This is a genomic window from Streptomyces sp. NPDC050121, from assembly GCF_044460385.1.
GTDB classification, from domain to species: Bacteria; Actinomycetota; Actinomycetes; order Streptomycetales; family Streptomycetaceae; genus Streptomyces; species Streptomyces soliscabiei.
The window spans coordinates 88,511-101,247 of record NZ_JBITJV010000037.1 but is presented as its reverse complement, the minus strand read 5'-3'; the positions used below and the strand labels follow the sequence as shown (position 1 = coordinate 101,247).

The following is a 12,737-nucleotide window of genomic DNA, read 5'->3' as shown; positions in this document are numbered from 1 at the left end:
GTTCAGCCGAAGGCCGCTTCCGTGTACGGCGGTTACCGGACCAGGTGATCAAGTTCGACACACCATTCGACGCCGCATGTTAAAGATCAAGCTAGCAGTTACGCGGCCCCGGCTACGACCTCGGTGAAAGCCGGCCCCATGTCCGTGCCGCACCTCGAGCGCAGCATCAGCGATTCCTCGACAACGCCGAGGACCTGTCGGCCACCGAGCGGGAGCAGGGGGCGCGGCTGGAGTCGATGGCGGCGACGGGCCAGGTCCGGGTCGACTACCGAGGGTTGGCGGTGGGCGAGTATCCGGCGGCCTGCTACGCGCAGGCGCGACAGTTGTTCGTGGTCGACCCGGACCTGGCCCCGCCGCTCCCTGACCACCGTCGGGTTCGGCCGGGCCGTTTGAGGCGAGCTGAGGGGCTGCGGAAGTTCTGCACGCATACCGGCGGGCTGCGCTCAAGCCCTCGGCATGACGATCGTTATAGGTCGATTTAGCCTCCCCTACAGGGGTCGTTACAGAACGTAGTCGTGACTGTCACCAACTAGAACACTTCGGTCCGTCTGAGCCTGGAGCAGCGCCGCAAGCTGGCCGAGACACTGACCGATGCGGTGCTCGTGCCCGAGGTGGGGCAATTTGCCCCGCCCGCGCGGGTCGGGTTCCAGGTGCACTTCGTGGAGCACGAGCCGGACATGATGGCGATCGGCGGGCGACTCCTGGCGGACGCCGGACCGGACGCCGACGTCATGGTGATCGACGTGGCGGTGATGGACGGGGACTGGCGCCAGGAGGTCCGGACCCAGGTCATGGAACGCCTCCTGGCGGCGATGGCCGATGCCTGCGAGCTTGCCGAGCCGTCGCCCGCTTGGTGGGGCGACTTCCGTGTCATCGACGAGGGAAGCTGGGGCTCGCGCGGCGGAGCGCTGTCCGTCCTCTCCCTCCTCGACACCGGCGTGTTCACCGAGGAGAAGGCCAAGGCCATCCGCGCCCGCCTCGGCGCCTGAGCGGACTCACACCAAAGCCCCCGGCGATCAACGGCCGGGGACTCGGGTGTTGGTGCCTGCCCTTTATGCGGCGGCGGTGATGAGCTTCTTGAAGTCGGCGTACGCCTCGGGGGGTAGCGGTGCAGGAGTACCGTCACTCCGGCCGCGTGAAGGACTTCTGAGTGAGTTCGCCACTCTGGGGCCTTCGTCCGTGCCGGGCACGCCCCGAATTCGAGGGTGGATCACCAGGCCATCTCACCGTGACGGTCGCGGAAGGTTCCGGTCGGCCCGTGCGGTCCGATGGTGGCGAGCTCGACGATCGCGTCGGTGCCCTCGGTCACGGTCTGCGGGCCGCTGTGCCCGTTGAAGTCGGTCGCTGTGTAGCCCGGGTCGGCCGCGTTCACTTTCACATCCGGCCAGGACTTCGCGTACTGCGTGGTCAGCATGGTCACCGCGGCCTTCGACGCCGTGTAGAGCGGCGCGAGGTTCCTCGACTCGACGCGCTCGGCATCGTGGGTGGCCGCGAACGACCCCATACCGCTCGACACATTGACGATGACCGGGTGCGCGGACTTGCGCAGCAGCGGCAGGAACGCGTGCGTGACCCGGACGATCCCCACGACATTGACTTCGAACACCTCGCTGGCGTCAGCGGCTTTGATCTGGTCGGCGGGCTTGTGCGTCCCGAAAATACCTGCGTTGTTGATCAGGACGTCGATGCCGCCCTCGCGAGCCCCGATATGGGCGGCGGCAGCGGCCACCGATGCGTCGTCGGTCACGTCGATCTGGACGAAACGGGCCCCGAGTGCGTCGGCGGCCGCCTGGCCGCGCTCCGGATCACGAGCGCCGATGAGGACGGTGTGGCCGGCCTCGATCAAGCGGCGGGCGGTCTCGTACCCGAGGGACTTGTTGGCTCCTGTGATGAATGTGGTCGTCATGCGTCCACTCTCGGCCCGTGGCGAGAGGCCAGCCAGTGCTCTTAGTGACGGTAGGACAGCCAGTACCAGGCACGACGACGGCCCGGCGGACACAATGGCCGAGTGGACGAGACCCTGGGCACGGCACTGCACCGCTGGCGCGACCGCCTTTCTCCCGCCGACGTCGGACTGACCTCACGGCCCGGACGACGTGCGGTGGGGCTGCGCCGCGAGGAACTGGCCGAACTCGCCGGGCTGTCGGTCGACTACGTGGTCCGCCTGGAACAGGGACGCGCCAAAAGCCCTTCGGCACAGGTCGTCGCGAGCCTGGCCAGGGCACTGCAACTGCAGCCCATGGAGCGCGATCACGCCTACCGGCTGGCCGGCCTCCTGCCTCCCCAGGAGGGGACGATCTCCACGCATGTTCCGGCCGGGGTCCAACGGATGCTGGCCCGCCTCGGGGAGTTCCCTGTGGGCGTGTTCAGTGCCGACTGGACCTTGCTGTCCTGGACCCCCGCATGGTCAGTCCTGATGGGCGACCCCAGCGCACGGACACACGACGAGCGCAACCTGGCACGGGCGGTCTTCGCCACAGGGCCCAGCCGGCTCGCGTCCTGGCCCGTGCTCCAGGACGACGATGCCCTCAAACCCGCCCTCGTCGCCGACCTGCGCACAGCTCTCGTCGACTACCCCCGCGACCGCGGCCTGACCAACCTCGTGGAGGAACTGCGGTCCACCACCGCGGAGTTCGCCCGCCTGTGGGACGAGGGCACGGTCGGCCCGCACGTCTCGGCCCGCAAGACCGTCGTGCACCCCCAGGTGGGTGAGGTGATCTGCGACTGCGACGTGCTCACCGTCCCAGGCTGCGACATCCGCCTCGTCGTGTACACGGTGGCCGCGGGTTCCACCGACGCGGAAAAGCTGGACTTCCTACGGGTCACCAACGGCGTCCGCGCCGACGGCCCCACGCCTCCGGGGCCCGGCCTGTTCTCCACGCCGTAACGACCGGGCCAGTCGGATCTCGTCCAGCAAGCAGAGATCAGGTCTGCCAGTGAAAACGGCCCCTCACGGCCACTTCGACTCGGTGTGCGGCCGCAGGAACTTACCGCACTTTAAGGGCGGGCCCTTACGGCGACGATTCCCGACCTCCAGTGGACAACGGACAGCGCCAAGCCCTGTCCACTACTTCGGTTCGTCAGCCCACCCCGGCGGCAGGTCGGGGCTGTTCACGACCCCGGTGAGCATCGGCTCCCGCGGGGTCCACGTCATGGGCACGGCGGAGGCGGGGATCAGGCGGCGCTCTTCTTGCGGCGGCGTCCAGCCCGGGTAAGCGCGTCGACCAGCTCCTCGCGGCTCATCTTGGACCGCCTGCGATGTCCTGCTCGGGGCCCGCTGGTACAGCTCCGTCTGGCTCAACTGCCGCAGCTCGCTCTTCCCTCCGCCTCTCCCCCGCCCTGTCGCCGACGCCCGGGCCGACTTCGGCGGAGTCTTCTTGCCAGCGGCTTTCCTCTCCGCCGCCTTCGCCAGGCCTGCGCACCGTCTTCCCCGCGGCCGACTTCTTCTGCGGCGGCGTAGCAGGCTCCTTCTTTCCGGCACCCCGGGCGGTGCCGCGGTGGGCTGGGCGGTGCGACGCACCGGCTCGGACCAGGCAGCCGCTCGCTCGCTGTCGCGCTGCACCGCCAGACGCAGGTCCTCCCCCCGGCAGCTCCGCATCAGTGCGTCCCTGGGCGCCGCACTGCCCTGTTCGGGGGCTCCCCACCTCACCGGACACTCTGCCGACGTCATCGGGGACGCACGGACCTCCACGTGCTCGGCGCCGGCGCTCACGCGGCCAGAGCAGCCGAAATCGTTGCCGGCCACAATCCGGACGTTGGTGCCGAACATGTTGAGCGAGCGGTGCATCGTGCAACACCGGTCGTCGCGGAGGTGCTCAAACGCTTCCCAGCGGCACCAGGTGGTGGTGGACGGGTTGGTGAATTGACACGCATGCTAGACGCTGACCTTCGTTCACTCACCCTCCCCGAATGACTTTCAGCGCCCAGCCGCCGCGGCCCGTTGACCACGAGACTCGGCTCTCATTCAGACAGCGGTCGACGCTGGTTTCCTCGGTCAGCTGGGGGTGGCTCCCTCGCGGGCGAGGCGCCGGGTCCGAGGTTGATGGCGGCCCAGGTGATCAGTGAGGTCTTTCAGCGTGGCCACTGATCCGGTGACGAAGCAGGCGTCCGTGACGGACAAGGCTCCCGTCCTGCCGCACTCGACCTGCCTCATGCCCTGGTCGAGTGGATCACCACCCTCATCGTCACCCGCGAGGATGACCGCCGCTGCAAGCTCCCGCCGCACCAGCGTGCTCTGACCGGTCGGGTGTACCTGCGCCGGCACAACACTCTCGCGCAGCTCGCCGCCGGCTTCGGCATATCCGTCGGCACCGCCCACGCCTACACGTCCGCGGTGGTCGTCCTGCTCGCCGATCGCGCGCCCGGCCTGCTGCGCGCACTACGCGGAGTGGTCGGTGCGGCTGTCGCCGACTCGGTCGCATTCGGCAAGGGTGCCGTTCAGCAGGACGTAGTCCGGGTCGGCTTTAAGCGGGGGTTCACCGAGACAGAGCGGTTCGAGGCATGGGGCGCCGAGCAGTGGCTCGGCACGTGGTCCCCGCTCACGCTGTCCGACTGAGCTCATGCTCGGCGGTGTCCGCACTCACCGCGATGAAGCCGGGCGAGCGCGACGAACTCATGCGAAATCATCGATCACGGGACACGAGCCCGCCATGCGCCGCCGACAGGCGCGACTCAGCACTATTGCCCTTGTGGATACCGCCCGTTGGTGACGTACTCATACTGGCCCCACTACGAGCCGAGGTCGACGATCGTGTCCTGCCACGTGGCGTCGAGGCTCTGGTGGTCGCCGGCCGCCCACGAGCCGACGACGCGGCCCCAGCGGCGCACGTTCATCGTCCGGTACTCCATCACGCGCTGCAGCGTTCGCGGCACCTGGGACTGGTTGAGCGGGTGGATCTCCAGTCGCGTACCGCATCCGTCGCGGTTGAGGCGCCCGAGAAGATGGCGGGCGGCGTTGTGACGGCGCACCGCCCTGTGCACATGGTCGATGCGTTCCAGGTCGGCCTTGGAGTGGCGGCGTCTGCCCTCCAGCCAGGCCTTCAGCGTCCGATGGGTCACCGTGATTCGGACGTCCTGCGCGACCTTCGAGGTCTGGGCGTCACAACGGGCCTCTAGGATGATCCGATGTTCAACCGGCTGGAGATCAGTGTGTTGTCATCGGGATCCCGATGGGCTGCCCAGTTGCGGTTGTGGATCGACGGCAAGGATGTGGTGGCAGAGTCGGTCGGCGCTGGCGGCCGTGGCCCGTTCGCGGAAGAGGCCCTGCCCGCCGACGATCACAGCCCGCTGTGGGCGACCGTAGAGGGAAGGCGTGTGGTGTTGGGGGAGCCCGAGTGCACCGGCGGATGCTGCGGCCTCCTCTCGGTGTTCGTGCAGCGGCACGGGGGCGTCGTTGAGTGGTCCGACTGGCAGGTGCCCGGCGGTGAAGTTCGGCCGCCGGCATTTCACTTCGAGGCCGGGCAGTACGACGCCGAGGTGGCCCGAGCTTCGGCAGATCGGTCTTGGCGCGTCGCCACGGAGCAATGAGGCTGACCGACTCCCACGGGCCCGACCGACGGGTCGTCCTGTCGGGTCGTCGGAGACCAGAATTGATCTCCGACGATGACAGCTGTGACGCAGTTGCTGTTCGCCGCGGCACGGGCTACTGCTTCCTGGCGAAGGTGCCGACGTCGGCCTCGGTGCGGATGCCGAGCTTGACCAGGCGCTTCAGCTTGGCGCGGGTGCCTTCGACGTTCTTCGGCAGCAGTTCGTGGTCGAGGGCTTCGCAACGCGGGCCCGCAGAGGGCTCATGCGTTGTTGAAGACGGCCAGGATGCGAGGGCAGTACGGAGGGTGGGGCAGGTCGGGCGAGGCAGCCCGGGCGGGGATCCGGTCGGCGACAGCGGTGATGGTGTTCCGGGTGATGGCGAAGGGCTCAAGATGGGTCTCGGCCTCCCGCAGCCGGGCCTGGAGTTGTTCGATCTGGCTGCGGAGGTCCTGGGCAAGGGTCCAGGCGGCGTCCTCCTGGATCTCCACGCCCAGAGCGACTGGTATCCCCTCTTCCCCAACCCGGTCGTCGCCGAGTCACTCCTCTCCGGGACCGGCTGATAACACCAGCCACCAGGTGATCATGAACGGCCCCAGCTACCGCCCGAACAAGCGGCCCAAGAACTCCACCGACAAGTCCGCCAAGCCCCCGGTCCGCTAACGCCCGGCCCCGTCCACGTTCCATTCCTGCGGCAGTTCCTCGTCACAGAAGACGCAGACGAAGTACTTCTCCCGAACGATGTTCAGCTGACCGCAGGCGGGACAGTGCCGGAACACCACCTCGTGGGTGAAGCCGGCAGGATGATCGATCCCAGCTGCGTCAAGAGCCCTTCCGTGAGGTTGCCCGGCATCCCAGGGCGACGGCCTCGGCACTGCTCGTCTGCCTGGCGGACAAGCCGGCGAGACCCCTGGCCGTCGGCCACCCAGCCCTCCCGACACCGGCCATCGCAGAACTGCTCACCGACGCAAACCGGCAGGTGGCGGAAGCGGCAGCAGCCAACCCCTCCCTGCCGTCTGCCGTGATGTCGGATCTGATGGGCCGGCACTGAGTACACCGTCCGCGAAGTAGACCGCCCCCTCGCCAAGTGAGGCGCTCAGTCACAGATGCCCGGGCCAGGTCGACGTCGGATGCGGAGACTCGGGTGAGGAAGTACTTCTCCACCCGGCGGACCTCACGGCCGCCGACGAGGTGGTCCTTGCTGCGCTCCGCGAGCGGCGCCCCCCCGTTCGACCGCCTTCTCATGCAAACCGAGTTCTTCGCTCAGCTCGCGGAGCATCGCCGTCGGCGTGGTGCTCCCCGCCCTCCAATGAGCCGCCGGCGGATCCGCGATCTCACCGCGGAGGACTAGCCATGGGTATCCGGGCCGTTGCGATCGACTGCTGCGCGGATCTGACTGAGCCACTCTGCGCCCAGCCGCCGGCCGTTGGGGAGTTGGTCGCCTCGCTCCCAGCGCCACGTGGTGATCCAAGTGAGGCAGCCTGCGCACCATACCAAGTCGTCGATGGAGCGTCGCGGTGGCCCGACGGGCAGGGCACGCGAAGTAACTGACGAGGCCTGTGGATCGGGCCGTAGAAATTGAGTTGCCGTGCCCGCATCGCAGGCCGAACGATTGCGCCTTGTGACGACTACTGGAGTAATGCCGCGTTTCGACGCCGTCAGGCCGGTCGCGTTGGTGACCGGCGTCGGCCGGTCCGTCGGCATCGGCGCGGGCGTCGCTCGCCGGCTGGCCGAGGCGGGCTGGAACGTCGCCTTCACGTACTGGACGCCGTACGACGCTCGCATGGCCTGGGGCGCCGAGGCCGGCGCCGCGGACGCCATCGCCGAGGCGTTGGCCGAACGGGGCGCCGACACGGTGGCGGTGGAGGCGGACCTCGCCGACCCGGAGGCGGCGGAGCGTGTCTTCGATGAGGTTGAGCGTCGCCTGGGCGGCATCACCGCCTTGGTGATGTGCCACTGCGAGTCGGTCGACTCCGGCCTGCTCGACACCACGCTTGAGAGTTTCGACCGCCACTTCGCGGTCAATGCGCGTGCCACCTGGCTGCTGATCCGCGAGTACGGCCGTCGCTTCCAGGGGACTGCGGGAACCGGACGCATCATCAGCCTCACCAGCGACCACACCGTCGGCAACCTGCCCTACGGGGCGAGCAAGGGTGCACTCGACCGCATCACCTTGGCAGCCGCCCACGAACTCTCCCACCTCGGGATCACCGCCAACGTGATCAACCCGGGACCGGTGGACACGGGTTGGATGTCCGACGACATCCGGGAGCACGTTCTGCGTCAGACGCCGCTGGGGCGTCTGGGCAGCCCGCAGGACACCGCTCACCTCGTGGAGTTCCTGTGCTCACCGCAGGGCCAGTGGATCAACGGGCAGCTGCTGAAGAGCAACGGTGGTTTCGCCGGCTGATCCGCCGACCCGACTACGCGGCCCTCACCTCGGCGATGGTCGCGAGGTCGTCGAAGCCGACCACCGCCACGTCACGGGGTACGCGACGCCCGCTCTCGCGCAGTACGCGCAGGGCACCGGAAGCCATGAGGTCCGAGGCGCCGAAGAGCGCGTCCAGGTCGGGGCACCGGTGGAGGAGGACGAGCATGGCGTCGGCGCCGCCCTTCAGCGTGAAGTCGCCCTCAGCGATGAGCCGGGGGTGGGGTGTCGACGAGTACGTCCCGGTAGTCGGCGAGGCGGTCGATCGCGGAAGCTTGGTTGAGTGGGCCAGTGATGGTCCCGATGCGTCGGCGTCCCAGTGGTATGAGGTGCCGGACGGCTTCCCTGGCTCCGCCGCGGTTGTCGGCGTCGACGTACGTGTAGCTGTGACTGCTCGAAATGCAGGTCCACGAAGAGTCGGTTCTGCGGTTCGGTGACCACGACGGCGACGGCGTTGTTGCGGCGGGCGGCCGGCTTCGGGCGGCTTGGTCGGGTACGTAGCCGAGTTCGGCTACCGCCTGTCGGACGTGTTCGACAACCGCGGCCCGCACTCTGGGCTCGCCATCGATCACACGGGACACCTCGACGAGGGCGATGGTGGCGCCCTTGCCGAAATCGTCGATCATCTGGATCCGTCACACCATCGCCACGCCCAACCCCGGCCGACGGACGGAGGGACCGCAGCCCGCAGCCGCCGGGTGAAGCGCCGACGCCGCGGGAAGCCAAGTGCCGTGGCTTCGACCGCCCCGGGCTCCGGCTACGGCCGGGCCGACGCCGAGTCGGCTGCCGGCGTCGATGGTCGTCCGGAGCGGGGCCGGCCGCTCCGGGGCAGGCGGTGTCGATTCAGAACCGGGGGCTCTTCAGGCTCTGCGCGGTGAGTTCGATGAGCGTTGTTTTTCTGGCAGGGGAGCCTCCCAGGTGCCGGTGATGTCGCGGGCGACATCACGTAGGAGGTCGATGAGCATGTCCGCGAGTGGTGTGAGGCCGGCGTCGGTTTTGGTCACGGCGTAGATCTGGCGGTAGGGCCTGGGGTGGGCCAGTTCGCGATGGGTGGTGCCAGGCGCATGGGTCAGAGCCAGGCGCGAGACCAGGGCCACTGCGATGCCTGTGCCGACGAGGGCCTGGGCGACGTCGTAGGACTCGGTCTCGAACCGGATGGTGGGAGTGAAGCCGGCCTCGCGGGCAGCGTCGTGGAACTGTTCGCGGGCGGCATGGCCGGCCAGGATGGAAACCCACGATTCGTGGCGCAGTTGTTCCAGGTGAAGTTCGGTGTCCGCGGGCTGCCCGGTGGCCAGTGGATGGTCATCGGGGAGAACCACGACCATCGGGTCCAACAGGAGCGAGTGGGCCCGTACGTGTGGGGGCGGCGCGAGCGGCGTGCCCCAGGACGCGACGAGGGCCACGTCCAGGCATCCTGCGCTTATCTCGTCCGCTCCGCGTCCGGACACCACGTCCATGACGGAGACGTCGGCGTCCGGATGTCGGTGTCGCAGAGTCGTCAGGGCCGGTGGCAGCAGGTGCAGTGCAGCCGCCTGGAACGTCCCGATCCGCAGACGGAGCGAGAGGTGGCCGAGCAGTGCGGCCAGTTCCGCCTCGGCTCTGTCCGACGCCTCTTCCACAGTTCGACCGTGGGAGGCGAGCAGCGTACCGGCCGCGGTGAGCGTTGCTCCGCGAGGACCACGGATGACCAGGGGTGCCTGCCAGTCGCGCTCGGCCTTGGCCACCTGCTGGGTGACCGCGGCGGGCGTGAGTTGGAATGCGTGAGCCGCCGCCGTCAGGGAGCCGTGCCGCTCGATCAACGCGAGAAGCCGCAGCTGTCCCGGATCCACCACCACTCACTAATCCTAACGCTGCACCCTTCTCTTTTAACTTCTCTTAGGGCCGCGGGACAGGAAGCCTGGGGGTACACCCATCGGCCGCGATCCCCGGAAGGGGTTCTTTTCCCATGCCCACGCATGTGCCCGTTTTCATCGTCACCACCTTGCTGCTGGCGATGCTGCCAGGCGCGAGTCAAGCCCTGATGGTCCGGCAGGTTCTGGATGGCGGCCAACGTACGCTCCGAGGCACGCTCGCGGGCAATGCCAGCGGCTTCCTGCTGTGGTCCACGGCCGCCGCTGCCGGCCTGTCCGCCGTCCTGCTGGCCAGCCCCACCGCGTACGCGGTGCTCCGGATCGCAGGCGGCATCGTGCTGATGATCCTCGGGGTGAAGACGCTACGGACCGCGCTCGCCGCCGTCTCCACCCGCCCGCCCCTCGATGGCGGGCGCCGCACTGGCTTCGCGGGCGGATATCTCACCGGCCTGATCACCAACCTCGGCAACCCCCGCGGACGAGTGGCCCAGCAGATCGCGGCCGGCCACCCCACCGGGTAGGCACCCTGGTTCTCGGCTGCACCTCACCCGGCGGCCCGCACAGCGTCGAACGCGGCAGCGACGTCCGCCAAGCCCTGACGCAACCTCAGCCTGGAGCCGTGCGACAGGCCCTGCTGGAGCTGATGTACACCCCTCGATGGCTCGCCTCCCATCCCGGCCCGCACCACACCCTCGGCGACCCTCGCATGCCTGCCCACGCCCGGCGCCATCACCTCGCGGCCAGCAACCGGCACGACGCCTGGGACATCCTGCCGGACATCAGCGCACCCACCCTGGTCGCCCACGGAAGCAACGACCTCCTCAACCCCACCGCCAACGCGCCCCTGCTCGCCGACCGTATCCCCGACGCCCGACTGCACATGGTCCCCCATGGCCGGCACGCCTGCTTCGAGGAGTGCCGCACCCACGCCGGCCCCCTCGTCCTGGACTTCCTCACCACCGCGCACAAGCCGTAAGAACAACGCAGCCGATACTCGGACACCATGCTCCACCGCGCACCAGCGACACCCCGCCCCCGACTCTCACAAACGAAAACGACGTTGGCGACCTCGAGCGACACGCCTGCCCGCGCTGCCTGCCCCATCCCGGCTCGCTCACCCCGGCCGGCCCTGGTGGCCCGGCACTCCGCCGCCGGCCGCCATCAACACGCGCCCCTCCCCCGCAGCCGTCATCCGCATCGGGTACGCCCCGTGCTCACACCTCCCTCAAGGAACTGCAGTCGCAGCTGGACGCGCTCAGCGCACCCGGCATCCCGCGCGACAAGATCTTCGAGACCGAGACCGAGACCGAGACCGTGCGCACCTCGTACCTGGAAGCCCGGTCCATCGCCGCCCTGGCCCGCGACCACGACACGGCCGCGTCGTCGACGACGTAGCCCTCCAGCCCGTCCGACCAGGAGCCTCGGGCTGCGCCGCGCCCGTGCCGAAGCGAAGCTTCTTGACTCCGCTCACCGGATCACCGGACCGCTCAGGAGAAGTCCGCGGCGGTGATGCCGTTCACCTGCGCACGACGAATCCCATCGAATCAACCTGCGCGACGGTACAGCTCAGGATCAACGTCACCAACGGCGCCGGCAGTGCGGCCGCCACACTTGCCATGGTCTTCAGCCTGCCGCCGGGCACAGCCAGCGGCGAGCAGCTCGCCCCTGGATCCGGGGCCACTGCATATCAAGAACCTCCTGCACCACGTCCGCGACCGCATCTTCCACGAGGACGACTCCAGGGTCCGCACCGGCCATCTGCCCGGGACCATGGCCAGCACTGCGTGCCGATCCCCGTTGCCGTCAGTCGTCGGCGTCGCCCTTTCGTCCTCAGTGCGGAACAGGCTCTACTCAGGCTGGAGTTGAGTGCGTGTACTCATACCCGGCGCCTGCTGCGCGGCCAGGATTGGTGCAACGGCGCAGCCAAGAGCGCCGGTCTTCCGATCCAGCTGATCCTCTTAGGGGAATTTCTCATGGCGCGTCGTGTCGTTCTGGCCGTTACCGCCGGTGTCGTCGGCCTCGGCGGTGCCGGTGCCTTCGCCCTCGCCTACGCCGGGGAGCAGTCCCCTTCGGTGGCGCACAGTGCCGCCCGCTACGCGGCTCCCGTCGGCGACCGCGCCGGCTCGTTGACCTTCACCACTGACGTCACGATGTCCTCCGGTGTCAAGAACGTGAAGGTCCTGGCGTGGCCGGCGAACTCATCCTTCGCCAAGAAGGGCCTGACCGCCAAGGACATGGCCTCCGTGGAGTCGGCCGTGTGCAAGCCGTCCGGCGAGGACACCGTGCGCTGCACCTATACGGCCGCTGTCACCCGGGCCGACGCCGAGGCGTCCGAGCGGGGTGTGTGGCACGTCGCGGTCCTGGCCACCTCGAAGGGCGGCGAGACGAAGCTGGTCACCAAGGCTGCCGACTTCAACGTTGCCTGATCCGGACGCGCAGGTGTTCGTGAGGGATGTGGAGTCGAGGCCGCGTGGGCAGTCGGGGCCCCGTGTGCTCCCGTGCCCGGGGATGCCCAGCGCGAGCCGGCCTACGGGAGCACACCGGAGCCGGGCTATCGCGCGCTGGGCCGCTCCCGCGGCGGGCTGTCGACCAAACTGCACCTGGCCTGCGAGCACGGACAAAGGCCCTTGTCGCTGGTCCTGAGCGCCGGGCAGGCCGGGGATGCCCCGCACTTCGAGACGGTGATGGCAGGTATCCGCATCGTCCGGCCGGATGGTGGCCGACCCCGGACCCGGCCGCAGCCGGTCCGCGCCGACAAGGCGTATTCCTGCCGCGCCGTCTGCGCCCACCTGCGGCGGCGCCAGATCGCCTGCACCATTCCCGAGCCTGCTGACCATGCCGGTCAACGGCGCAGACGCGGCAGCCGTGACGGCCGGCCGGCCGCCTTCGACCCGATCGACTACCGCAGCCGGCATGCCGTGGAGTGCGGCATCAAA

Annotated in this window: 8 protein-coding genes and 7 pseudogenes; 9 read left to right on the top strand and 6 right to left on the bottom strand. The window is 68.9% G+C overall.

Translation table 11 applies throughout. From position 1 onward, the window contains the following. Positions 1–659 precede the first annotated feature (659 nt). Positions 660–989, top strand: coding sequence for a hypothetical protein (locus ACIBTS_RS38730; protein ID WP_399325348.1), 330 nt, complete (start codon positions 660–662; stop codon positions 987–989). Between the two features lie 221 nt (positions 990–1,210). On the opposite strand, the gene ACIBTS_RS38725 is transcribed toward ACIBTS_RS38730, so the two are convergent. Further along, the gene (locus tag ACIBTS_RS38725; protein WP_399325347.1) at positions 1,211–1,906 is read right to left on the bottom strand and encodes an SDR family NAD(P)-dependent oxidoreductase; all 696 of its coding nucleotides are present in this window, start codon (positions 1,904–1,906) and stop codon (positions 1,211–1,213) included. Positions 1,907–2,008: 102 nt separating this feature from the next. Here ACIBTS_RS38725 and ACIBTS_RS38720 point away from each other — a divergent pair, with 102 nt between their 5' ends. Both ACIBTS_RS38720 and ACIBTS_RS38715 read left to right on the top strand, forming a co-directional pair. Next, positions 2,009–2,887 (top strand): helix-turn-helix transcriptional regulator, encoded by an 879-nt coding sequence (locus ACIBTS_RS38720; protein ID WP_399325346.1) that lies wholly within the window; start codon positions 2,009–2,011, stop codon positions 2,885–2,887. 1,257 nt (positions 2,888–4,144) lie between these two features. Then, a pseudogene (locus ACIBTS_RS38715) lies at positions 4,145–4,384 on the top strand (transposase family protein); the annotation flags it as partial. Here the strand turns inward: ACIBTS_RS38715 and ACIBTS_RS38710 are convergent. Then, positions 4,382–4,459: pseudogene (locus ACIBTS_RS38710) on the bottom strand (IS5/IS1182 family transposase); the annotation flags it as partial. The pseudogenes ACIBTS_RS38715 and ACIBTS_RS38710 overlap by 3 nt on opposite strands. 269 nt (positions 4,460–4,728) lie before the next feature. Continuing rightward, positions 4,729–5,085, bottom strand: a pseudogene (locus tag ACIBTS_RS38705) (transcriptional regulator); the annotation flags it as partial. 39 nt (positions 5,086–5,124) lie between these two features. On the opposite strand from ACIBTS_RS38705, the gene ACIBTS_RS38700 reads away from it, so the two are divergent. Then, positions 5,125–5,526, top strand: coding sequence for a hypothetical protein (locus tag ACIBTS_RS38700; RefSeq protein ID WP_399325345.1), 402 nt, complete (start codon positions 5,125–5,127; stop codon positions 5,524–5,526). 260 nt (positions 5,527–5,786) lie between these two features. On the opposite strand, the gene ACIBTS_RS38695 is transcribed toward ACIBTS_RS38700, so the two are convergent. Beyond that, positions 5,787–6,014 carry a hypothetical protein gene (locus tag ACIBTS_RS38695; RefSeq protein ID WP_399325344.1) on the bottom strand — a complete coding sequence of 76 codons (228 nt, stop codon included), beginning with the start codon at positions 6,012–6,014 and terminating at the stop codon, positions 5,787–5,789. Between the two features lie 332 nt (positions 6,015–6,346). Here ACIBTS_RS38695 and ACIBTS_RS38690 point away from each other — a divergent pair. Further along, positions 6,347–6,574 (top strand): annotated as a pseudogene (locus ACIBTS_RS38690) (hypothetical protein); the annotation flags it as partial. A gap of 588 nt (positions 6,575–7,162) precedes the next feature. Beyond that, positions 7,163–7,933, top strand: coding sequence for an SDR family oxidoreductase (locus tag ACIBTS_RS38685; protein ID WP_399325343.1), 771 nt, complete (start codon positions 7,163–7,165; stop codon positions 7,931–7,933). 28 nt (positions 7,934–7,961) lie between these two features. Here ACIBTS_RS38685 and ACIBTS_RS38680 read toward each other — a convergent pair. After that, positions 7,962–8,577: pseudogene (locus ACIBTS_RS38680) on the bottom strand (LacI family DNA-binding transcriptional regulator); the annotation flags it as partial. Between the two features lie 234 nt (positions 8,578–8,811). Next, complete coding sequence (locus ACIBTS_RS38675) at positions 8,812–9,786, bottom strand: LysR family transcriptional regulator (protein ID WP_399325342.1); 975 nt, start codon at positions 9,784–9,786, stop codon at positions 8,812–8,814. Between the two features lie 110 nt (positions 9,787–9,896). Between ACIBTS_RS38675 and ACIBTS_RS38670 the strand changes: the two are divergent. The 3 genes and pseudogenes from ACIBTS_RS38670 to ACIBTS_RS38660 all read left to right on the top strand — a co-directional run. Further along, a pseudogene (locus tag ACIBTS_RS38670) lies at positions 9,897–10,777 on the top strand (LysE family transporter). Positions 10,778–11,774: 997 nt separating this feature from the next. Beyond that, positions 11,775–12,227, top strand: a complete 453-nt coding sequence (locus tag ACIBTS_RS38665; protein ID WP_399325353.1) for a DUF5707 domain-containing protein — start codon at positions 11,775–11,777, stop codon at positions 12,225–12,227. Positions 12,228–12,299: 72 nt separating this feature from the next. Next, positions 12,300–12,728, top strand: a pseudogene (locus ACIBTS_RS38660) (transposase); the annotation flags it as partial. Between the last annotated feature and the right edge of the window lie 9 nt (positions 12,729–12,737).

Bases quoted from the DNA above. Each gene is read 5' to 3' on its own strand.
- ACIBTS_RS38725 (WP_399325347.1), bottom strand. From the start codon at position 1,906: ATGACGACCACATTCATCACAGGAGCCAACAAGTCCCTCGGGTACGAG.
- ACIBTS_RS38700 (WP_399325345.1), top strand. From the start codon at position 5,125: ATGTTCAACCGGCTGGAGATCAGTGTGTTGTCATCGGGATCCCGATGG.
- ACIBTS_RS38685 (WP_399325343.1), top strand. From the start codon at position 7,163: ATGCCGCGTTTCGACGCCGTCAGGCCGGTCGCGTTGGTGACCGGCGTC.
- ACIBTS_RS38665 (WP_399325353.1), top strand. From the start codon at position 11,775: ATGGCGCGTCGTGTCGTTCTGGCCGTTACCGCCGGTGTCGTCGGCCTC.